The sequence below is a fragment of the Ensifer sp. SSB1 genome (genome assembly GCF_016652895.1).
GTDB lineage: Bacteria > Pseudomonadota > Alphaproteobacteria > Rhizobiales > Rhizobiaceae > Ensifer.
Window position 1 is genome coordinate 22,782 of sequence record NZ_JAEPRP010000014.1, and the last position, 21,023, is coordinate 43,804.

The following is a 21,023-nucleotide window of genomic DNA, read 5'->3' on the forward strand; positions in this document are numbered from 1 at the left end:
CTGGTATCCGCTCCCCTAATCGTAAAGCTTCCAGCTTAGCGAATGTCATTCTTTTGCCTCCGGCACCTGACGGAGTCACAAACAACTCGAACCAAAGGAACGGGATTTCACGTGCAGGTACTTGTCCGCGATAACAATGTCGATCAGGCGCTCCGCGCTCTCAAGAAGAAGATGCAGCGCGAAGGCATTTTCCGCGAAATGAAGATGCGCGACTATTATGAAAAGCCGTCCCAGAAGCGCGCCCGCGAAAAGGCCGAAGCCGTTCGCCGCGTCCGCAAGCTGGCACGTAAGCGTGCACAGCGCGAAGGCCTCCTGGCCCGCTGATTTGTCGTTTTTTCGACGTTATCTAATGTAAGTCGTGGCGGGGGCGAAATATCGCCACCGCCTTTTTTTGGTATGGACATCTTTTCCGCCAACAGGCTAGCGTGATCGACGCTACCGGTGACGGATGGCTGGCCGGAGCGTTTGACCGGACGGTTTTGCCGAGGCCCGATGAAGCCCGGCTGCGGAGCCCGCGGGGAGTTTCAGCGGCTCTACTGCATAATTCCTTGGATCGGGGTCGATTTGGGGGCAGAATTGTGCAGAAAATCAACCCGTTACAGCGACCTGAGTGCGTCCTGAAAGACGCGCGGCGCTGTAGGAACGGAAAGCCGACGGCTTTCGAGACCTTGTCGATTTGAGGGATCAACCTTTGACACTTGCTGCCATGACTGCGGACGTCTCCGGTTCTACTGTCCATGAGGCGTCTCGCCGCCACCAGCGCAAGCCAAGGCTTGCTGCCATGCTTCTCCTGGGTTCGGCCCTTCTTCTGGCAGGCTGCACGACCGACGGCCCCGACTCGATGACCAACAAGGTCGAGCGCGAACAGGGCTCGCAGGAAAACATCGCTTCGCTCTCAAGCGTCATCGCCTCGAACCCGAGCGACCCGGAAGGCTATAACGTTCGAGGTTCAGCCTATGGACGCGCTGGCGAATATCGCCGGGCGATCGCCGATTTCGACCAGGCGATCCAGCTCAATCCGCGCTTCTACCAGGCCTATGCCAACCGGGCGCTCGTCCATCGCAACATGGGCAACACCCAGGCCGCTCTCGCCGACTACAACATGGCACTGCAACTCAACGGCAGCTACGACGTCGCCTATATCGGCCGCGGCAACCTCTATCGCCAGGCCGGCCAGCTCGATTCCGCCTTCAACGATTTCAACAAGGCAATCCAGCTCGACACGACCGATCCCCGCGCCTACCACAATCGCGGCCTGATCTATCAGGCACGCAACCAGCACGGCCAGGCGATCGAAGACTTCTCGACCGCGATCTCGCTGTCGCCGAGCTCGCCGGAGCCCTATAACGGCCGCGGCATTTCCTACGTCGCCCAGGGCGACGACGACAACGCCTTCTCCGACTTCAACACCGCGATCAACCTCAATGGCAAGGTCGCCGAATCCTGGGCCAACCAGGCGCTGATCTACGAACGCAAGGGCGACAAGGCCAAGGCGTCGAAGTCCTATTCGCACGCATTGCAGCTCGACCCGAAGTACGAGCCGGCGCGCGCAGGCCTGGCCCGCGTCAAGGCGTCGTAAGCCTCGCCGATCTTGATTTTCGAAACGCCCGCGACTTCCTCGCGGGCGTTTTCATTTGTGCAGGTTGCCGCCCTGCCCGTTCCGCCACGGCGGAACCTTCCCGGCCATCGTCCGTTTGCCAAAGGTGTCACTGCCTGTTTCCATGGATCGGCTCCGAACCATGGGAGAAACTTGCAGCTATTCAAAGTGCTACCGCGCTTCCGGCGCGGCAAGAACGGAGAGCAAGCCATGATCAAACGAACCCTCCTTACTGCGCTGGCACTGGCCGCGCTTGCCACGGGCCCGGCAGCCGCCGAGAACTATGTCGCGTTCGGCCGTCTCGTCTGCGGTTCGGATGGCGGCACCGGCATGATCGTGACCTCGACCAAGAACCTGATGTGCACCTTCACGCCCACCAATGGCGGACCGAAGGCCGTCTATGCCGGCTCCATCCGAAAGATCGGCATCGACATCGGCAAGACCGGCAAGAGCACGATGGTCTGGGATGTCTTTGCCAAGACCGGAACGCCGGCCAGCGAATTCGCCCTTGCCGGCGAATACTACGGCGTCGGCGCCGATGCGAGCCTCGCGGTCGGCGGCGGTGCCAAGGTGATCGGCGGCGGCACCAACAAGGCCTTCATGCTGCAGCCGGTCAACGTCCAGGTCCAGGAGGGGCTGAACGTCGCGATCGGCGTCGACGAACTGACGCTGGCACCGGCCGGCTAAGTCAATTCCAGGAAGACGCAACAAAGTGTTTCATTGGAATACGCCCCCAATGCCTCCAACGCAAAACGCCCGCCGAAAGGCGGGCGTTTCATGTCGACCAGCTCTAAGTGGCGCTCAAGCGTGCAGCGCCTTGACGATATCTTCCGTCACCTTCTTGGCGTCGCCAAGCAGCATCATCGTGCCGTCCTTGTAGAACAGCGTGTTGTCGATGCCGGCATAGCCGGAGCCGAGCGAGCGCTTGACGAAGAGGCAGGTCTTGGCCTTGTCGACGTCGAGGATCGGCATGCCGTAGATCGGCGAGGACTTGTCATCGCGCGCCGCCGGGTTGGTGACGTCATTGGCGCCGATGACATAGGCAACGTCGGCCTGTGCGAACTCGGAGTTGATGTCCTCGAGCTCGAACACTTCGTCATAGGGAACGTTCGCTTCCGCGAGCAGCACGTTCATGTGGCCGGGCATGCGGCCTGCGACCGGATGGATCGCATATTTCACCTCGACGCCGGCGGCCTTGAGCTGATCGCCCATTTCGCGCAGCGCATGCTGCGCCTGGGCGACCGCCATGCCGTAGCCCGGCACGATGATCACCTTGGAGGCGTTTGCCATCAGGAAGGCCGCGTCGTCGGCGGACCCCTGCTTGACGGTGCGCTGGACACCATCGTCGCCGCCGGCCCCCGCCGTCTCGCCGCCGAAGCCGCCGAGGATGACCGAAATGAACGAGCGGTTCATGCCCTTGCACATGATGTAGGAAAGGATCGCACCGGAGGAGCCGACGAGCGCACCAGTGATGATGAGGGCCAGGTTGCCGAGCGTGAAGCCGATGCCGGCCGCCGCCCAACCCGAATAGGAGTTGAGCATCGACACGACCACCGGCATGTCGGCGCCGCCGATCGGGATGATGATCAGCACGCCAAGCGCCAGCGACAGCACGACGATCAGCCAGAACACCGTCGTGCTCTGCGTCAGCACCAGCATGACCACCAGCACGACGAGTGCGACCGCAAGGCCGGCATTGATGGCATGGCGACCCGAAAGCATGATCGGCTTGCCGGACATGCGACCGTCGAGCTTCAGGAAGGCGATGACCGAGCCGGTGAAGGTGATCGCGCCGATGGCAACGCCGAGCGACATTTCGACCAGCGCCTGCGCATGGATGTCGCCGACGGTGCCGATGCCGAAACTCTCCGGCGCATACATGGCGGCAGCCGCCACCATGACGGCGGCAAGACCGACCAGCGAATGAAAGGCGGCGACGAGCTGCGGCATAGACGTCATGGCGATGCGACGGGCAATCACCGCGCCGACACCGCCGCCGATGGCGAGGCCAAGTACGATCAGCATCAGGCCGCCGAAGCTCGGCTTGGCGAGCAGCAGCGTCGTGACGATGGCAATGCCCATGCCGATCATGCCGTAGGTGTTGCCCTTGCGGCTGGTGGTCGGGTGCGAGAGGCCGCGCAACGCCATGATGAACAGGACGCCGGAGACCAGGTAGAGGAAGGCTGCGAAGTTCGCGTTCATCGGGCCGGCCTCACTTGTCTTTTTTCTTGTACATGGCCAGCATGCGCTGGGTGACGAGGAAGCCGCCGAAGATGTTGACGGAGGCAAGCACCAGCGCCACGAAGCCGAAGCCAGTCGCCAGGCCCGAGGCCGAGATGCCGACGGCGAGCAGGGCGCCGACGACGATGACCGAGGAAATCGCGTTGGTAACCGCCATCAGCGGCGTGTGCAGCGCCGGCGTCACCGACCAGACCACGTAGTAGCCGACGAAAATCGCCAGAACGAAGATTGCCAGGCGAAAGACGAAGGGATCGATCGCTCCGCCGGTGGCGCCATGGGCGATAGCGCCGGCCGATTCCGGAACGTATTCCGCGGCGGTGCGGACCGCCTCCACTGCCCGGTCGAGATCGGCGAGCGCCTTGTCGAGAAGTTCATTCGCCATCACTTATCCCCCTTGCTGGCACCGAAGTTCGGATGCACGACCTGGCCGCCATGGGTGAGCGCCGTCGCCTTGACGAGCTCGTCCTCCATATTGACCGCAAGCGCCTTGGTCTCCTTGGAGACCATCGTCTCCAGGAAAGTGACAAGGTTCTTGGCATAGAGGCCGGATGCGGAAGCCGCGATGCGTCCCGGAACGTTCAGATGGCCGATGACCTTGACACCCTCGACCTCGGCAACCTTGCCGGCCTCCGCACCTTCGACGTTGCCGCCACGCTCGACAGCAAGGTCGACGGCGATCGAGCCCGGCTTCATGCTTTTCAGCATGTCGCGGGTAACAAGCCGCGGCGCTGGACGACCGGGGATGAGCGCTGTGGTGATGACGATGTCCTGCTTGGCGATATGCTCGGCAACGAGTGCCGCCTGTTTCGCCTGATACTCCTTGGACATTTCCTTGGCGTAGCCGCCAGCGGTTTCTGCCGCCTTGAACTCCTCGTCCTCGACGGCGATGAACTTGGCCCCGAGCGAGGCGACCTGTTCCTTGGCTGCCGGACGCACGTCCGTCGCCGAGACCACGGCGCCGAGACGGCGGGCCGTCGCGATCGCCTGAAGTCCAGCAACACCGGCACCCATGACGAAGACCTTGGCGGCAGGAACCGTACCGGCCGCCGTCATCATCATCGGCAATGCCCGATCGTATTCGTAGGCCGCGTCGATCACCGCCTGATAGCCGGCGAGGTTCGCCTGGCTCGAGAGCACGTCCATCGACTGTGCACGGGTGATGCGCGGCATCAGTTCCATTGCAAAGGCGGTCAAGCGCGCCTTGGCCATCTCGGCGATTGCCGCCTCGTTGCCATAGGGATCCATGATGGCGATGACGATCGCACCCGACTTGTAGCCACCGATTTCGGCAGTCGTCGGTCGACGGACCTTGAGCACGGCATCCGCCGTCTTGGCGTCTGCGTTGGTGCCGATCCTGGCTCCGGCCTTTTCGAACTCGGCGTCCGGAATACGCGACAGAAATCCGGCGCCCGCCTCGACGACGACGTCGAAGCCGAGACCTCTCAGTTTCTTCACAGTATCCGGTGATGCGGCAACGCGACCCTCGTTCGGATCTGTTTCCTTGGCGACAAAGATGATCTCGCTCACAAGTCCCCCTCCTGGCCGCAATCGAGCCAAAGCCGGAATGCGGGCATTCTCTCCGACTGCAAAGCGGGTGGGCCTATCGGGCCGACACGCCCTCATGTGCGCGGCACACGTGTGCCCGGCGCAATCTTCTGGAGCAAGCCATCCGCCTGAATGCGGGACCTTGGGCGATCCACCGGCATCGAGCCAAGATCGGGCTCTGCGGGCCTGCTGTCAGCTCCTCCCTCACGCGGGTGAGGATTATCCGCCCCCGCCCTTTGATGGGCATCCGGGCTTCAAGCCATATGCGTCGGCACCTCCAGCCGGCGGCATGCAGCTTCTTCCGGGCAAACGCCCGGTCGCCGAGGAAGCACGGTCAGCGCGCTCCCTCAACGGTCGGTTCGGTCGCGCCGATTAGCGAAGGAAGAAGAAACCGGCGACGTTAAGCAGAATGAAGAGCACGAGCGAGGAGAAGAAGCCCATCGTCGTGAAGAAAGCGGCAGCCATGGCAATCAGCAGCGCCACGCAGAACATCGTGCCGTACTTCGATGCACTCAGGAACATGAGATAGGTCTTCTCGTGCTCCGGATAGTCCATCGGAGCGCCCACATCGACCGGTCCAGAATGATGCTCAGCCATCGTTCAAATTCTCCCTGAATGCCACGGCGCGACCCTTGATCGTCACCGCCTGTAATCGAAGCATGGCTCCCGCGAAAAGTCGCGAAAACCCCTATAGCTGCCCTTACACAATGCGCGGGGTCGGCGCAACGAAAACCCGTCCCTTCGCCCTACCTGTTGGGGCGATATGTCACGGCCAGCGGCAAGGATGGCGCGCACGAGCGCGCCTCGCCATCGGTACCCGCCCTGAGGACTGTTAGCGGAAGACGGAGGTGCGGTAGGAACGACCATAGCCGGTTTGCGCCATGCGCGCGGTCGGCAGGATCGTCAGCGGCGCGAACGGGACTTCGCTGCGGTCGGCAAACATCATGCGGCGCTCGAAGGGCTCCGAATCGAAAACGGGGTAACGGTCGAGGATAGAAGGCCGCTGCCCCCGCACCTGCGCAACGAGCAGGGCGCCATCGGCATTGTATACCCCCAGGTTCTCGCGCTTGGCGACAACGGTCTCCGAGGCGAAGATGCGCTTGTAGAAGGCGGTATGGCGCGGCCGGCAAGCCGTCAGGCAACGGTCTGCGGAGAAGTATTCGCAAGCCATCGCTACGGGACGCAGCGTGAGGTAGGGCAGCGCCCGCATCTCATCGCCCATGACATCAGGATCGACCGCAAGGCGGCCCGGATCGACCAGAACCATCCCGGCATCGAGGAACGCGTCGATCTCGGTGCCGAAGATCAGGCCCGATGTGCTTGCGCGATGCTCCGGCGTGACGTGATGCACGCGCACGGTGCTGACGAGGCTCTCGTCCAGATAGATCCCGAAAACATAGGCGTGGCTATCGAAGTCGAGATCGTCGACCAGCGTCGAGCCCGTCAACTCCATGAGATTGACGGACTTGTACGCCTTGTAGCGCAGCCGCGCGATGTCCTCCATATCCTCGCCGGTCTCGACCCGTCGGTATTCGACACGATCGAGCAATTGCATCAGCTTTTCAGAAAAACGCCCAGGCTCCGCCTGTTGTGCCGTCTCACCCATATTCCAAACCTCATGGTTAACAAATCGTTAACCTATTGACGGAAAATGGGGCGGCAACCGCAAAACGGAACAGTTCACCGTTAACTTTTTGTTAACCCTAAAAATTCGTAAATTTATTCGATCGACTTGGAGCAATGAGCACCAAAGCGGGACGCGTTTGCGCCGCCTAATCAACGGCTTGCCGCCGGAAGGGCAGCGTCAAAACAGGACGGAATCGGGGGTGTCAGCGTCAGGCGATGCGCTTGCTGGTGGGTTTGGCGCCTCGTTTTGGCACACCATTCTTGCAAAGCGTCGCAATTGCGGAAGCGGGCATGGGGGCGGCGAAGACGAACCCCTGTATCAAATCAGCACAATTGTGTTCGGTGATAAGCTGCAACTGATCGGTCGTCTCGACGCCCTCGACGACGATGCGCAAGCCGAGCGCGCGGGCGAGATTTGCCGTACCGCGCAGGAGCTTGAATCGGCGCGAGTCCTCGCGGATGTTACGCACGAAGGAGCGATCGATCTTGATGATGTCGACCGGCAGGGCATCGAGGTAGCTGAGGCTCGAATAGCCGGTGCCAAAATCGTCGATGGCAATGGTGATGCCGAGGCCCCGCAGCTCGCGCAGGATCGCCTGCACCTTGAGCGGCTCATCCATCAGGCAGCTTTCGGTTACCTCCAGATGCAGCCGCGACGCATCAAGGCCGGTGGCCTGCAGCGCATCCGTCACCATCGTGACGATCTCGCTGCTGCGCAGGTCGAGAACCGAGAGATTGACGGAGACGGACACCTCATTCGGCCAGTCCATGCAATCCCGGCATGCGTGATCGAGCATGAAACGCGTGATTTCCGTGACCAGCCCCAACTCCTCGGCAAGCTGGATGAACACGTTCGGCGGTACCGGCCCGCGCTCCGGATGCGTCCAGCGGGCCAATGCTTCACAGCACTCGACCCGGCCGCCGTTCGGCGCGAACATCGGTTGGTAGGAGAGTGTCAGGTTGCGGGCATTGATCGCCTCGCGCAAATCCGCCTTCAGCTTCTGACGGTCGACGTAGCGGGCATCCATCTCGACTTCGAACGCGGTGCAGCCGCCCCGGTTGCGCAGCTTGGTTTCCGAAAGCGCAAGATCCGCCTTGATCTGCAGGTCTTCGAGTTTCACATCCACGTTCGACGCGATGACGAAGCCAGCGCTCATGGTCATATTGAAAGTGAAGCCGCCGGCCACATAGGTGCCGCGCAGATCCGAATGCAGGCCACGCATCCGTTCTTCCAGGTCGGCCACATCGGCTGTGTTCGGAAAGAACACGACAAACTCGTCGCCCATCAGCCGCGCGGCAATCGCATCGTCGCCGACCAGCGCTTTCAGCCGGCCGGCGAGCGCCTGCAGCAGCTTGTCGCCGACGATATGGCCGCGCATGTCGTTGACATGCTTGAACTCGGTGACGTCGAGAACCATTAGACCAACGGGGCGCCCCTCCCTCTCGTCACCGCTTGCGGCGGCCACGACCAGTTCCCCGAAATAGTCACGGCTCGGCAGCTCCGTCAGCTTGTCGAACCGCACCATGTGTAGGATCTGCTTGTCTGCCTGCACACGCGCCGTCACGTCCTCGAAGATCAGCACGATATCGCCATTGTCGCGGCGGCTGGCGGAAAACTCGAGATGCAGTTCCTCGCTCACCGGGATCAACACTTGCGGGCGCTTGCCCTTGAGCAGGAGATCGAGCTGGCGCGAGATCGCCTTGGTCTTGTCGGCATCGAGCCGCATGCGCCGCGCGCCACGCCGGATCACGTCGTCAAGCAGCCAGTCCTTGAGCTCGGTCCTGTCGCCAAGCGCCAGCAACTCGCTGGCGCGCTCATTGGCCACCACCACGCGGCCGTCGCCATCCAGCATGAACAGGCCATGCGTCATGTTGTTGAGCGCGGCGTCGAACTGGCCGGCAATGGTCGCGATTTCCCGTGCGGCCAACACGTTCTCATAGAGGAAGGCGCGCACATTGTTGGCCATCATCCAGGTGGAAAGGATGAACGGCAAAATCAGCAAAGCCAGCGCCAGCATGAACACGTCCTGCAGCGTGATCAGGCCGATCACGATCGGCAGGCACGCCGACGAAGACAGGAGAAGTACCGCCCGCTCGGAGCCGTAATTACGCCCAACGAGCGAGATCATCGAGGCCAGCGTCACCGATATGGTGGCGAGCTCGGAAAAAGAATCCTGGCTGACGGCGATGGCATAACCGCAGGCGATGCCGCAGGTGAGCGTGACACTGACACCGCCGACGATGTAGCGGTTCTCCCATTTTCGCACCATCGCCCGGTCGGCATTGGAGAAGTCCTGCCGGTCGAACCGCGCCATGTCGAGATTGCGCAGCGCCCAAAGCACGAAGATCACGCCGGAGCAGGCAAGGTAAAGCGGATCACTGGTTTTCAGATAGACGAGCAGGAACGTCACGACATGCGACAACATGCCGATCAGCAACGTTTTGCGATGTTCGTAGAGCGAGCTCACGGATGACAGATACACGTCAGTCGGAAGAGCGCTCTGTCCAAGTCGCATCATGAACCAAGCTCCGGTTTACCGGATTGTTAGGGGTGATGACTTAACGAATGATTTCGTCTAACGCCCCGAAAAAAGTACCGAATCCCAGAAAAGCCACCGGGTCGTGCCGGCAGGACCGAAGAGTTCAACTCAGTAGTGCGAACCGCGCTGAACAGTACTCGGTTTCTGCAACCGAACATAGGTATCAGCACAATAAAAGGGCCCCGCTGCAACTCCAGCAATTCTACGATTGCGGCGGACGATCCCAAATTTGCGTGCGGGATGGTTACCCGAATCTAAAGAATTACCTGCAACTTCCTGCCGTTTTCTGGTCGTGTTCGCTGCCGCTCCGCCCTTGGATCGACGCAGTGATCACGTTCACTCGCTTCTCAGTTGACTTTCATCCGCAACTGAAGGCAAGGCTTTTCTGGAGCGTGTTACGGAGCCTGATGATGTCGAAGCCTGTCGTTGCCATCCCCTGCGATTTCCGCGAATTCGACGGCAATGTCTGGCATGTCGTCGCCCATCAATATGTGCGCGCCGCGGTTGAAGGCGCAGGCGTCATGCCCTTCCTCATTCCAGCTCTCGAATCCGGCAACGACGTCGACGAAATCCTCGATCGCGTCGATGGCGTGCTTGCAAGCGGCGCCCGCTCGAACGTGCACCCGTCGCTCTATGGCCAGGAGGCCAGGGACACGGATGGCCCCTTCGATCCCGGCCGCGACGCCACGAGCCTGCCGCTGATCACCCGGGCGCTGGAGCGCGGCGTGCCGTTGCTCGCCATCTGTCGCGGCATTCAGGAACTGAACGTTGCGCTCGGCGGCACGCTCGCATCCGAAATCCAGGACCAGCCTGGAATCTGGGATCATCGTAAGCCCGACGTGAAGGAACTCGACGTCGCCTATGGCATCCGTCAGGACGTCATCGTCAACGAAGGTAGCTGCCTCGCTCCGGTGCTTGGCGCCGGCCGCATCCGCGTCAACTCGCTGCATCGCCAGGCAATCGGCGCCGCAGCCCCCCGCCTCGCAGTCGAAGCTGTCGCCGATGACGGCACGATCGAAGCGGTGTCAGTGATCGGCGCCAAGGCCTTTGCCGTCGGCGTGCAATGGCATCCGGAGTATTGGGTGCGAACGGACACGCCCTCGGCCAGCCTGTTCAAGGCTTTCGGCGACGCCGTGCGGACCTACGCCGCCGGCCGCTTGGCCGCCTGACCCTTTCAGTTTTCGCATCGCCGCCTAAGGCAACGACGCGAGGTGTCAGACCGCGCGACGCGTGAACGGCGTTTCCGGCACTGGCGTCAGCGCCTTCCCGGTCGCGAACCAGGCTGCGATGTTGTCGGCGACGAGATCGGCCATGGCGTTGCGTGTCACCACCGAGGCCGAGGCCACATGCGGCAGCAGCGAGACATTCGGCAGCGCCATCAGCGCATCCGGCACCTGCGGCTCATTCTCGAAGACGTCGAGGCCTGCACCGGCAATCACCCCGCCCTGAAGCGCCGCGATCAGCGCCGGTTCGTCGACAGTGGAACCGCGGCCGACATTGATCAGCACGCCGTTGCCGCCGAGCGCCGCAAGCACCTCCGCGTTGACGGTCCGCCGCGTCGCCTCTGTTCCGGGCACGATGACAACGAGCGTATCGACTGCCGCCGCGAGGCCGGTCAGCGTCGGATGATAGGCATAGGACAGGCCTTCGCGCGGACTGCGCGTGTGATAGGCAATCGAGACACCGAAGGCTTCCAGCCGTCTGGCGATCGAAAGACCGATGCGCCCGAGACCGTATAGGCCGACACTGCGGCCACGCAGCGAAAGCGGCGACAGCGGAAACGCGCCGTCACCGCTCCAGCGCCCCTGGCGCAAATATTCCTCTGCTCGCGGAAGCTGGCGGAGCGTGTTCAGCAGCAGGCCGATCGCAGTGTCGGCCACCTCTTCGGTCAGCACATCGGGCGTATTGCTGACGGTAATGCCCTTGGCGGCGGCATGTGCGACCTCGACGCCGTCGTAGCCGACGCCGAAATTGGCGATGATCTCGAGTTGCGGCAGGACATCCATCAGCGCTGCGGGCAACCGGCCGGCAACAGCAACCGCTTTCACGTCCTGCATATCCGGCGTCACCAATGCCGGATCGGCGCTCTCGATCCTGACGACTTCGAACGCGTCAGCCAATCGATCGATGACCCGCTGGTTGATCTTTCCGGGCACGAGAACGCGCGTGCGGTGCACAGGCATGGGCAGCTCCTGTCGGGAGGAAGGTCTCAGGCGATGACGCGCAAAGGACCGGTCGATTGCCGGATGCGCATTTCCGGCTTGATCAGATGGATACCGTCGGGCTCGTGGCTGCCCGAAAGCTTGTCGAGGAGCGCGCGGGCTGCACTGCGGCCGACATCGGCCTGGCCGTTCCACACGGTGGTCAGCGCCGGCGTGGCGATCGACGCCTCCTCGAGATCGTCATAGCCCGTGACCGAGATATCGACGCCGGGTACGAGGCCGGCGCGCGCGATGCCGTTCATCATGCCGATCGCCACCAGGTCGTTCCAGCAGACGACCGCGGTCGGCTTCTGCGGCAGGGAGAGCAGGTGCACCGCCGCCTCGAAACCGCCCTGCTTCGTGCGCGGGCCGGGAATGCGCAACTCCGGATCAACCTCGATATTGGCCTTTCGCAGCGCGTTGACATAACCCTGATAGCGGTCGCGGCCAGTCGATGTCTGGTCGGTGCCGCCAACCATGGCGATGCAACGGTGGCCAAGGCCGATCAGATGGTTGGTCGCCAGCGAAATGCCATAGGCGTCGTCGCCGCGGAAAATCGGCACGTCCACGCCCTCGATCGACCGGGCGATCAGGATCGCCGGCATGCCATTGTCCTCGGCGAGCTGGATGTCTTCCAGCGGCGTGCCGATCGCCGGCGACATGATCACGCCGTCACCGCCGAGTTGCAGCAGCGTCTCGATGAAATCGCGCTGCTTGTCGACCGAGTCGTAATGGTTGGAGAGAATGAATGTCTGCTTGTCGCGGTCGAGTTCCGCCTCGATCGCCTTCAGGATTTCCCCATAGAACGGGTTCATGATGTCGTGCACGACGACGCCGATGATGCCCGAACGGGACGTTCTGAGGCTGGCGGCGCGGCGGTTGTAGATGTAGCCGAGCGCCCGCGCCTGCTCCTTGATCTTGTCGCGGGTGACGGTCGCCACCAATGGGCTGTCACGCAAGGCCAGGGAAACCGTTGCCGTCGAAAGACCGAGTGTTTCCGCGATCGTCGAAAGCTTGACCTTTTGCGCCACGATACCCCCTGTGAGCCCTATTCTGCCCCCCGCCGCATCAGATCCGGGCGCGGGTGATGCAGCAAACCGTCCGACACCTTCGCACGCCTCAGCAGACGCACGCGTGCCATGAATTTAAATCCCTTTTAAACTGTTTAAATCGCCACGGCAATATGCGGCGAACAAGGCTCAATCCGCGGCCCGGGCGGCCTGGAGATTGCTGTCGACCGCGCGCAGCAGTTTCATCAGCGTGCGCACCTGCTTGTCGGTCAGGCCGCGTGTCGCGAGCTTTTCCGAATGCTGGCCCGCCTCTGCGATGGTCTGCAGCCGGTTGCGGCCGGGCTCGGTGAGATAAACCTTGGTGAGCCGCGCATCGTCCTCGTCCGGACGGCGCTCGAGGAAGCCCTGTGCTTCCATCCGCCCAATCGTGCGGGTCATGGTCGGCGCCTTGACCCCAAGCCTGGCCGCGAGACCACCTGCGGTCATGCCGTCGGTCTCGGCCAGCGCCAGCATCACGCCGTCCTGTCCGGCGTAGAGACCACTTTCGAGCAGATTGCGGGAGAGCACGGTGCGCATGGAGCGCGCAGCCTGGACAAGGATAGCGGGAAGATCGTGCGGCTCAATCAGGATCTCGTCCTTCTTCTTGCCGTTCTTGCCCTTCTTTTCGGCCTTGCTCTTCTTGCCCATTGGACCTCCTGCCGAATCCCCACAACGAACACTTATAACAATACAGCTTGCGATTACGAACTGTATGACTCAAATAACAATTTTACGACAATTGACGTGGAGGATCGAAGAGAAATGTCGATGCCTGAGCCGCGATGGCAGGACAATCCGACCGACCTTTCGCCCGGTGCCCGCTGCAACTGGATCGCCGTGCTCCCGCTCGGCGCCCATGAACAGCACGGACCCCATCTCCCCTTCGAAACCGATACGCTGATTGCGCAGGGCATCGTCTCCCGCACGATCGCCGCATTGCCCGCCGACCTGCCGGTAACATTCCTGCCGGTGGAACCGGTCGGCTATTCCGTCGAGCACATGGATGTCGCCGGCAGCCAGACCCTTGGCTATGACGAGGCGATTGGGCGCTGGCTCGGCATTGCCCGTGATCTTCATGGGCTGGGCATCCGCAAATTCGTGATGCTGAACGCCCATGGCGGCAACTCGCCGTTGATGACCATCGTCGCCACCGAAGCGCGTGTTTGCTTCAACATGCTGGCGGTTGCGACAAGCTGGACCCGCTTCGGCCAGCCGGAGGGCTGGATCGCACCGGAGGACAAGGCGCTGGACATCCACGGCGGCGACATCGAGACATCGGTGATGCTGGCGCTCCATCCGGACAAGGTCGAAATGGCCAAGGCCGCACACTTCTCCTCGCGCCAAGCCGAATTTGCCGCGCGCTTCAAGCATCTGCGTGCCTATGGCCCCCACGCCTTCGGCTGGAAGATGCGCGACCTGAGTAGCGATGGGGTCGCCGGCAATGCCGCCGCTGCAACGGCAGCACGCGGCGAAATCCTGATCGCCCATGCTGTCCAAGGATTTCTCGAACTTCTCGAAGACATCCGGGATTTCGATCCGGGCGACCTGGCCTGAAAAGCCGGCAAACACTTTGTTTGCGCTTTTGCGCTATCAGAAGGTCTAAGCTGACAGCGTCCGACAGAGAAACCCATGGCGAAGATCATCGCGCTCGGCGCCTATTTCTACCAGGCGGTCATCGCCTTCGGCCTGCTGATCATCGTCGCCCATTGGCTGACGCCGGCGGATTACGCCAGCTATTCGCTCTTCATCTCCATCTGCCAGTTTGCCGCCATCGCCGCCTTCGAATGGGTGCGCTTCGCCTGCACCCGTTTTTATCCGGGGCCAGACAGGGAAAGTGAGGCAGCGGAACGACGGGCGATCCTGAGTGAATCCCTTGCCTGCGCAGTCCTGTGCCTGATCGCGGCGGGCGTGTCGCTGCTTTTTGGCGTGCCGCCGGTCGTGGCGCTTGTCGGCGGCCTGGTTTCGATCGCGCAAGGCGGCAGCGACCTGCATCTGACCATGCTGCGTTTCCGTCAGGATTTTCGCGCTTTCTCCGTGCTGCAGGGTTCGCGCGCCACCATTCTCGCCGCGGGCACGCTTCTCGGCGCGCTCATCTCGCCAGGTTTCCTGTCGACCGTTACGGGTCTTCTCGCCGGCTACATCGCCTATGGGCTGCTCGCATTCCTTCTTTCCCGCCGCGCCGTCACTCGCCCCCGAGCCGCACTCGACAGTGCCCGCATCCGCAAGCATCTCGTCTATGGCAGTGTCGCGGCCGGGGCCGCCACCGCCGCCATGTTTGCGCCGCTGGCGCTGAAGGCGATCCTCACCTCAGCGCTCGGCGCGACAGGTGCTGCCGGTGCCCTCCTGGCACTCGACCTGTTGCAACGCCCGTTCGTGCTTATCGTTTCCGCACTGCAGGCGATCCAGTATCCCGAGATCGTCGCCGCGCATGACCAGGCTGAAGATCACGCCGACCTTGCCCGTCAACTCGGGCACTATTACGCGCTGTTGACGAGCTTCGCACTGATGATGGCAGCCGGCATTTTCGCCGTCCTTCTGCCGGCCGCCTGGCTCGTCATCAGCCCGGATCTGCAACAAGGTTTCCTCGCAACCGCGCCCGCCATCATCGTGCTTTCGCTCGTTCGCACGCTGACGCAGATCATGTTGCCGACGCCGTTGCACCTGAGGCAGCGCCTTGCACTGATCCTGCTCCTCGCCGTTGCCGACTGTGTGCTTCTGAGCCTCGGCGCGTTGGCAGCCCTCACCCTGGCCGGAGCGGACGACGCGGCACTCGCCTGGGGCAGCACCATCGGCGCGACCCTCGCCGCCCTGGTCGGCCTGCGCCTGATGTCCTCGCTCGCCTTCGATTTTTCCTGGCCGCCCGTGCTCTTCGCCGCCGCCGGACTTGGCGCGGCCGTGCTCGCCTTCTCCCTTTCCGGCGAAAACAGCTACGTCACGATCGCTGTCGGCATTGTCGTCGGCGGCCTCCTCTGCCTGCTTGCGCTCAACCAGTTACGACTGATGATGCGGGCGGCGAAGCCAGGCGCAGCCTAGCGAGACGCTAACAAATACTGCACGATTTTCCGGTTAGATCGCCGCCGAAACGAGCGGAGATCGCCCCATGAACATCGTCGTCGGTATAGCGACCGCAGGCCGTCGCGAGGTCCTCTCGCAGACCTTGCTGCACCTGACGCGGCTGGAACGTCGGCCCGATGCGATCTTCGTCTGCCCGAGCGCGTCCGACGATGTCGACGAAGCTTTCGCCCGCACGTTGCCGGTCCCGGTCACGATCGTTGCGGGAGAACGCGGGCTGACGAAACAGCGGAACGCCATTCTTGCGTCCATCGGATCCTCCGATCTGCTCGTCTTTTTCGACGACGATTTCCTGCCGCGCAGCGATTTTCTGGCCCAGGCCGAAAAGCTCTTCCGGTCGGAGCCCGATATCGTCGTCGCGACCGGCCTCGTTCTCGCCGACGGCATTCACGGCCCCGGCATATCGGTGGCGGATGGATTGGAAATCCTGCGACGCGACGGCGGGACGACGGCGGGCAGCCCGCCGACCCCGGTTTACAACGCCTACGGCTGCAACATGGTCTTCCGTTTCGCCACCGTTCAGGCCGACAGAACGCAGTTCGACGAGCGTCTGCCGCTCTATGGATGGCAGGAGGATGTCGATTTCTGCCGTCGCCTGAGCCAGCATGGGCGGATCGTGAAGTCCGATGCCTTGCGCGGCGTACATCTCGGCAACAAGCGCGGCCGGACCTCGGGGCTTCGGTTCGGCTACTCTCAGGTTGCCAACCCGCTCTACCTCTTCCGCAAAGGCACCGTCAGCCTGAAATGGGTGCTGCGCCTGATGGGCGGCAACATCGCCGCCAACCTCGCGGGCAGCCTGAAGCCACAGGGCCTTGTCGACCGGCGTGGGCGCCTCAAGGGCAACGTGATCGCGTTTCTCGATCTGCTGCGCGGCCGAATGGATCCGCTGCGCATGCTGGAACTCTGATCGTTCCCCTTGCCATCGTCCGCACCGAATTAGGCCGCCTGGTCCGCCGCCAGCATGTTGAGCAGCACGACAGCACTTCCATCCCAGGAAAAGCGCTTGGCGTTGTCGAAGCCGGCGCGCGTCAGTTCGCGCCGTAAAGCTGCGTCGGCGGAAATCGTCCGCATCGCCTCGACCAGGGTGTCCGCCTTCAGCGGATCGAAGTAGTGGACTGCGTCACCGCAGGCCTCGCGCACCGGAGGGATATCGGCGGCAAGCACCGGACAGCCCTGGGTCATCGCTTCCAGCGGCGGGATGCCGAAGCCTTCATAGAGGCTGGGAAAGACGAACGCGACGGCGCGCCGCTGCAACCCGGCGATCTCCTCGTCGGTCAGGCGTCCCGGAAAGATCAGGTTGCCCTTCGATGTCGGCGCGATATCACGAAACACCGTCGGATCGGTGCCGCCCACGACGACGAGCTTGTGATCGCCGCCAAGCGCCTCGAAGGCACGCACTGCAAACTCGACGTTCTTGTTGGGCTTCAGCGTGCCGACCAGCAGGAAGAACGGCGTATCGGCAAGCCCCAGTCGTTCGATGATCCCCTCGTCCGGCCGAAGCGCTGCGAAATGGTCCGTCGCATTGTAGATCACGTCGATGCCGGCTGAAGGCACACGAAAGACATCGGCGAGTTCCTTGCGCGAGAAATTCGAGACCGTGCCGATCTTCGCGCGCCGCGTGAGGAGATAGCCGAGCGTTCCATGGAACAGCCGATAGCCGCGACCGAACGAGGCCGGATGGCGAAACAGGGTGACGTCGTGGATCACCACGACCTGGTTTCCGTGCAGCACTGGACCGCTGCCGCCGAAGCCGATGAGCCTGTCACGCCGCGCGCGCCAGTAGAGCGCGCGCTGCTCCCAGACATGGCCCGGACCGGATCCGAAAGCCTCGACCGAAATCGCCTTGAGGCCGAGATCGTCAGCCGCATTGCCCGGCGCGAGCAGCCGCCAGCGCACGCCCTTCAGGGCATGCGGCACCTGGCCGGAAGCAATTCGCGCGTCCAGCGCCCGGGTCATCTCGCGGGCAAAGCGCTGCACGCCGGTAAGCGGCTGGGTCAGGAACCGGCCGTTGATGGAAATCGTCTTCACGCGCGCACCCCTTCAATGTGCTCCGCACTCTCACCGATCTTGATGAAAGGAGGGTTATCGGTATCGCAGCAATCAACGTCGCCCGACCGGCAAAATCGCCTGCGCCATTTGCGCATCGCCGCCGCATCTCCTATATGAAAACCCGACTAGGATGCCTGCTCCCGCATCCGGAAATCCCAGAGGTTCCCATGACCGAAACATCCCCGCAGAAGCCGATCCCCGTCACCGTGCTCACCGGCTATCTCGGCGCCGGCAAGACGACGCTGCTCAACCGCATTCTCAGCGAGAACCACGGCCGCAAATACGCGGTCATCGTCAACGAGTTCGGCGAGATCGGCATCGACAACGACCTGATCGTGGAATCCGACGAGGAAATCTACGAGATGAACAACGGCTGCGTCTGCTGCACCGTGCGCGGCGACCTGATCCGCGTCGTCGAGGGCCTGATGCGCCGCCCCGGCCGTTTCGACGCGATCATCGTCGAGACCACCGGCCTTGCCGATCCGGTGCCCGTCGCCCAGACCTTCTTCATGGACGATGACGTGCGCGCCAAGACCGAGCTCGACGCCGTCGTCGCCCTCGTCGACGCCAAGCATCTGCCCCTGCGCCTCAAGGACAGCCGCGAGGCGGAAGACCAGATCGCCTTCGCCGACGTCGTGCTGCTCAACAAGACCGATCTCGTCACCCCCGAGGAACTGGAGCGCATCGAAGCGACCGTGCGCGTCATCAATCCGTCGGCGCGCATCTACCGCACCCAGCGTTCAGACATCGATCTGGCCAAGGTTCTCGACCAGGGCGCCTTCAACCTGGAAAGGGCGCTGGAAAACGACCCGCACTTCCTCGACCAGGACGATCATGACCATGATCACGTCTGCGGTCCGGGTTGCGACCATGACCATCACCACCATCACGATCACGATCACCATCATGATCATGACCATGATCACGACCACCATCATCACCATGATCACGCGCCCTCGCCGATTCATGACGTGACGGTGCAGTCGATCTCGCTGCGTGGCGGCGAGATGAACCCCGACCGCTTTTTCCCCTGGATCCAGAAGATCACCCAGACGGACGGCCCGAATATCCTGCGCCTGAAGGGCATCATCGCCTTTGCCGGCGACGCCGAGCGTTATGTCGTCCAGGGCGTGCACATGATCATCGAGGGCGATCACCAGCGTCCGTGGAAGGATGGCGAGAAGCGCGAAAGTCGCCTCGTCTTCATCGGCCGTGATCTCGACCGCGAAAAGCTCGAGCGCACCTTCAAAGCCTGCGAGGCGCAGCCGAACTGATGCCGACTGTCGCTCCTCTCGATCTCGAAGGACACGTCGTCGGCGTGGCCTTTCTCAAAGGCGTACCCTTCTTCGCCGAAGCCACGGGTGCCATTCACCGCCTCGACCTCGGCCACAAGACGACGGAGGTCCACGAGGGCCTGCTGTCGTTCGTCGTCGATGAAGCCAACGACACACTGCTGACCGGCGGCGAAGACGGCAAGATCATGCGCACGGCCGCCGACGGAACGACGTCGCTGGTCGCCGAAGCCCCGCGCAAGTGGATCGCGCAGGTTGCCGGCGGCCCACAAGGCGCCGTCGCCTACGCCTATGGCAAGACCACGCACGTGCGCCTTGCGGATGGCACGACGAAGGAATTTACCGAGGAACGCACCGTCGAGGGCCTGGCCTTCGCGCCGAAGGGCCTGCGCATCGCCGCAGCCCGCTACAACGGCGTGTCGATGCACTGGGTCGCAACCGCTGGCCAGCCGATCGATCTCGACTGGAAGGGCGCCCATACCGGCGTCACCTTCTCGCCCGATGGTCGCTTCCTCGTCACCACGATGCAGGAAAACGCGCTGCACGGCTGGAAGCTCGACGCCAAGCCCGGCGCCGAAGCCCGCCACATGCGCATGACCGGCTACCCGGCCAAGGTGAAGTCTCTTTCCTGGTCGGCCAAGGGCAAGTGGCTCGCCTCATCGGGAGCGCCGGCTGCCATCGTCTGGCCCTTCCAGGGCAAGGACGGACCGATGGGCAAGGCGCCGCTGGAGCTTGGCACCCGTGCCGATATCATGGTGACATCCGTGTGCTGCCATCCGGCAGAAGACATCGTCGCCATCGGCTACCAGGACGGCATGATTCTCGGCGCCCGCTTTGCCGACAGCAAGGAAGTACTGCTGCGCCGCCCCGGCAAGGGCGCTGTCACCGCCATGGCCTGGAACAAGGACGGCCGGCAGCTTGCCTTCGGCTCCGCCGAGGGCGACTGCGGCGTCGTCGATATCGCGGGATAACAGGCGAACAATGACCGCAGGCGCCGAAGCTCCTCTCTACGTTGACACTGCCGTCGCGCCTCTGGCGGACGGCGAAGTCTGGAACCGTATCCGTATGGAAGCGCGTGCGCTCGCCACACGCGAGCCGGTCATGGAGCAAAGCCTGCGGCCAATCGCCGGGGCGCCGTCGGATGCGGCGGTGCTTGCCGGTGTTCTCGCCTCCCATCTTTCCGTCGCCCGCGTCGACGAACAATCCTTGGCGCAACTGCTTTCGGATGTGTACGAGGCAGACGCCGAAGCTCTCCTTGCCGCCGAGGCGGACCTTCAGGCGGTGACGGAGCGTGACCCCGCCTGCCCGGGACTGTTGCATGTCCTCCTCAACCTCAAGGGTTTCCAGGCGCTGCAGACCTATCGCGCTGCCCATTGGCTGTGGAGCGATGGCCGCAGGGACGTTGCCAACTGGCTCTCCAACCTTGCCTCGCTCGTCTTCGGACCGGATATCCATCCGGCCGCGGCCATCGGCCGCGCCGTCATGCTCGACCACGGCTCCGGCATCGTCATCGGCGAGACCTCGATCATCGAAGACCAGGTGTCGATCCTGCAGAACGTCACGCTCGGCGGCACCGGCAAGGAAACCGGCGACCGGCACCCGAAGATCCGCCGCGGCGTCATGATCGGCGCCGGCGCCAAGATCCTCGGCAACATCGAAGTGGGCGCCTACAGCAAGGTCGCCGCCGGCAGCGTCGTACTGAAACCCGTGCCGCCGCGCACCACGGTCGCAGGCGTTCCGGCAACAGTCGTGCGCATCCACCGCGTCGACGAGGTGCCGGCAGCCGAGATGGACCAGACGATCGTCTGATC

20 protein-coding genes are annotated in these 21,023 nt (G+C 63.0%); 10 read left to right on the forward strand and 10 right to left on the reverse strand.

The features are described 5' to 3' along the window. Positions 1–111: 111 nt before the first annotated feature. From rpsU to I8N66_RS05610, 3 genes are all read left to right on the forward strand, one after another. On the forward strand, positions 112–324 hold the full coding sequence (gene rpsU / locus I8N66_RS05600; protein ID WP_034786884.1) for a 30S ribosomal protein S21: 213 nt from the start codon (positions 112–114) through the stop codon (positions 322–324). Positions 325–691: 367 nt separating this feature from the next. Continuing rightward, positions 692–1,579 carry a tetratricopeptide repeat protein gene (locus tag I8N66_RS05605; RefSeq protein ID WP_113541153.1) on the forward strand — a complete coding sequence of 296 codons (888 nt, stop codon included), beginning with the start codon at positions 692–694 and terminating at the stop codon, positions 1,577–1,579. 228 nt (positions 1,580–1,807) lie between these two features. Beyond that, on the forward strand, positions 1,808–2,284 hold the full coding sequence (locus tag I8N66_RS05610) for a DUF992 domain-containing protein (RefSeq protein WP_113541152.1): 477 nt from the start codon (positions 1,808–1,810) through the stop codon (positions 2,282–2,284). 114 nt (positions 2,285–2,398) lie between these two features. On the opposite strand, the gene I8N66_RS05615 is transcribed toward I8N66_RS05610, so the two are convergent. From I8N66_RS05615 to I8N66_RS05640, 6 genes are all read right to left on the reverse strand, one after another. Next, a complete protein-coding gene (locus tag I8N66_RS05615) occupies positions 2,399–3,799 on the reverse strand; it encodes an NAD(P)(+) transhydrogenase (Re/Si-specific) subunit beta (protein WP_113541151.1) in 1,401 nt (466 codons plus the stop codon). 10 nt (positions 3,800–3,809) lie between these two features. Beyond that, a complete protein-coding gene (locus tag I8N66_RS05620) occupies positions 3,810–4,220 on the reverse strand; it encodes a proton-translocating transhydrogenase family protein (protein ID WP_113541150.1) in 411 nt (136 codons plus the stop codon). After that, positions 4,220–5,365: a Re/Si-specific NAD(P)(+) transhydrogenase subunit alpha gene (locus I8N66_RS05625; protein WP_291150698.1), complete on the reverse strand. Its 1,146-nt coding sequence runs from the start codon at positions 5,363–5,365 to the stop codon at positions 4,220–4,222. The genes I8N66_RS05620 and I8N66_RS05625 overlap by 1 nt, the downstream gene beginning before the upstream one ends. Before the next feature lie 390 nt (positions 5,366–5,755). Next, on the reverse strand, positions 5,756–5,980 hold the full coding sequence (locus I8N66_RS05630; RefSeq protein ID WP_113541148.1) for an aa3-type cytochrome c oxidase subunit IV: 225 nt from the start codon (positions 5,978–5,980) through the stop codon (positions 5,756–5,758). A 235-nt stretch (positions 5,981–6,215) separates the two neighbouring features. Continuing rightward, the gene (locus I8N66_RS05635; protein WP_113541147.1) at positions 6,216–6,989 is read right to left on the reverse strand and encodes a hypothetical protein; all 774 of its coding nucleotides are present in this window, start codon (positions 6,987–6,989) and stop codon (positions 6,216–6,218) included. Positions 6,990–7,218: 229 nt separating this feature from the next. Then, positions 7,219–9,528 carry an EAL domain-containing protein gene (locus I8N66_RS05640; protein ID WP_291150703.1) on the reverse strand — a complete coding sequence of 770 codons (2,310 nt, stop codon included), beginning with the start codon at positions 9,526–9,528 and terminating at the stop codon, positions 7,219–7,221. A gap of 431 nt (positions 9,529–9,959) precedes the next feature. On the opposite strand from I8N66_RS05640, the gene I8N66_RS05645 reads away from it, so the two are divergent. Then, a complete protein-coding gene (locus I8N66_RS05645; RefSeq protein ID WP_291150707.1) occupies positions 9,960–10,718 on the forward strand; it encodes a gamma-glutamyl-gamma-aminobutyrate hydrolase family protein in 759 nt (252 codons plus the stop codon). Positions 10,719–10,763: 45 nt separating this feature from the next. Here the strand turns inward: I8N66_RS05645 and I8N66_RS05650 are convergent, their stop codons facing one another. From I8N66_RS05650 to I8N66_RS05660, 3 genes are all read right to left on the reverse strand, one after another. After that, positions 10,764–11,726 carry a 2-hydroxyacid dehydrogenase gene (locus tag I8N66_RS05650; RefSeq protein WP_113541203.1) on the reverse strand — a complete coding sequence of 321 codons (963 nt, stop codon included), beginning with the start codon at positions 11,724–11,726 and terminating at the stop codon, positions 10,764–10,766. Positions 11,727–11,758: 32 nt separating this feature from the next. Continuing rightward, complete coding sequence (locus I8N66_RS05655; protein WP_057254582.1) at positions 11,759–12,781, reverse strand: LacI family DNA-binding transcriptional regulator; 1,023 nt, start codon at positions 12,779–12,781, stop codon at positions 11,759–11,761. A 168-nt stretch (positions 12,782–12,949) separates the two neighbouring features. Beyond that, the gene (locus I8N66_RS05660; RefSeq protein ID WP_113541144.1) at positions 12,950–13,447 is read right to left on the reverse strand and encodes a MarR family transcriptional regulator; all 498 of its coding nucleotides are present in this window, start codon (positions 13,445–13,447) and stop codon (positions 12,950–12,952) included. A 114-nt stretch (positions 13,448–13,561) separates the two neighbouring features. Between I8N66_RS05660 and I8N66_RS05665 the strand changes: the two genes are divergently transcribed. The 3 genes from I8N66_RS05665 (at position 13,562) to I8N66_RS05675 (ending at position 16,778) form a co-directional block, all read left to right on the forward strand. Then, positions 13,562–14,353, forward strand: coding sequence for a creatininase family protein (locus tag I8N66_RS05665; RefSeq protein ID WP_113541143.1), 792 nt, complete (start codon positions 13,562–13,564; stop codon positions 14,351–14,353). 75 nt (positions 14,354–14,428) lie between these two features. Continuing rightward, positions 14,429–15,832 (forward strand): hypothetical protein, encoded by a 1,404-nt coding sequence (locus I8N66_RS05670; protein WP_291150717.1) that lies wholly within the window; start codon positions 14,429–14,431, stop codon positions 15,830–15,832. Positions 15,833–15,899: 67 nt separating this feature from the next. Beyond that, complete coding sequence (locus I8N66_RS05675; protein WP_113541141.1) at positions 15,900–16,778, forward strand: glycosyltransferase; 879 nt, start codon at positions 15,900–15,902, stop codon at positions 16,776–16,778. A gap of 29 nt (positions 16,779–16,807) precedes the next feature. On the opposite strand, the gene I8N66_RS05680 is transcribed toward I8N66_RS05675, so the two are convergent. Continuing rightward, positions 16,808–17,899, reverse strand: coding sequence for a glycosyltransferase family 1 protein (locus tag I8N66_RS05680; protein ID WP_113541140.1), 1,092 nt, complete (start codon positions 17,897–17,899; stop codon positions 16,808–16,810). Positions 17,900–18,087: 188 nt separating this feature from the next. Here I8N66_RS05680 and I8N66_RS05685 point away from each other — a divergent pair, with 188 nt between their 5' ends. Genes I8N66_RS05685 through cysE form a run of 3 tightly spaced genes read left to right on the forward strand, consistent with a single transcriptional unit; the run spans position 18,088 to position 21,021 of the window. Further along, positions 18,088–19,194: a GTP-binding protein gene (locus I8N66_RS05685; RefSeq protein ID WP_291150724.1), complete on the forward strand. Its 1,107-nt coding sequence runs from the start codon at positions 18,088–18,090 to the stop codon at positions 19,192–19,194. After that, positions 19,194–20,183 (forward strand): WD40 repeat domain-containing protein, encoded by a 990-nt coding sequence (locus I8N66_RS05690; protein WP_113541138.1) that lies wholly within the window; start codon positions 19,194–19,196, stop codon positions 20,181–20,183. The genes I8N66_RS05685 and I8N66_RS05690 overlap by 1 nt, the downstream gene beginning before the upstream one ends. A 10-nt stretch (positions 20,184–20,193) precedes the next feature. Continuing rightward, positions 20,194–21,021: a serine O-acetyltransferase gene (gene cysE, locus I8N66_RS05695; RefSeq protein ID WP_113541137.1), complete on the forward strand. Its 828-nt coding sequence runs from the start codon at positions 20,194–20,196 to the stop codon at positions 21,019–21,021. Positions 21,022–21,023: the final 2 nt, after the last annotated feature.

Coding starts and splice junctions, on each gene's coding strand:
- I8N66_RS05610 (WP_113541152.1), top strand. CDS start 1,808: ATGATCAAACGAACCCTCCTTACTGCGCTGGCACTGGCCGCGCTTGCC.
- I8N66_RS05615 (WP_113541151.1), bottom strand. CDS start 3,799: ATGAACGCGAACTTCGCAGCCTTCCTCTACCTGGTCTCCGGCGTCCTG.
- I8N66_RS05620 (WP_113541150.1), bottom strand. CDS start 4,220: ATGGCGAATGAACTTCTCGACAAGGCGCTCGCCGATCTCGACCGGGCA.
- I8N66_RS05630 (WP_113541148.1), bottom strand. CDS start 5,980: ATGGCTGAGCATCATTCTGGACCGGTCGATGTGGGCGCTCCGATGGAC.
- I8N66_RS05635 (WP_113541147.1), bottom strand. CDS start 6,989: ATGGGTGAGACGGCACAACAGGCGGAGCCTGGGCGTTTTTCTGAAAAG.
- I8N66_RS05640 (WP_291150703.1), bottom strand. CDS start 9,528: ATGATGCGACTTGGACAGAGCGCTCTTCCGACTGACGTGTATCTGTCA.
- I8N66_RS05645 (WP_291150707.1), top strand. CDS start 9,960: ATGTCGAAGCCTGTCGTTGCCATCCCCTGCGATTTCCGCGAATTCGAC.
- I8N66_RS05660 (WP_113541144.1), bottom strand. CDS start 13,447: ATGGGCAAGAAGAGCAAGGCCGAAAAGAAGGGCAAGAACGGCAAGAAG.
- I8N66_RS05665 (WP_113541143.1), top strand. CDS start 13,562: ATGTCGATGCCTGAGCCGCGATGGCAGGACAATCCGACCGACCTTTCG.
- I8N66_RS05670 (WP_291150717.1), top strand. CDS start 14,429: ATGGCGAAGATCATCGCGCTCGGCGCCTATTTCTACCAGGCGGTCATC.
- I8N66_RS05675 (WP_113541141.1), top strand. CDS start 15,900: ATGAACATCGTCGTCGGTATAGCGACCGCAGGCCGTCGCGAGGTCCTC.
- I8N66_RS05685 (WP_291150724.1), top strand. CDS start 18,088: ATGACCGAAACATCCCCGCAGAAGCCGATCCCCGTCACCGTGCTCACC.
- I8N66_RS05690 (WP_113541138.1), top strand. CDS start 19,194: ATGCCGACTGTCGCTCCTCTCGATCTCGAAGGACACGTCGTCGGCGTG.
- cysE (WP_113541137.1), top strand. CDS start 20,194: ATGACCGCAGGCGCCGAAGCTCCTCTCTACGTTGACACTGCCGTCGCG.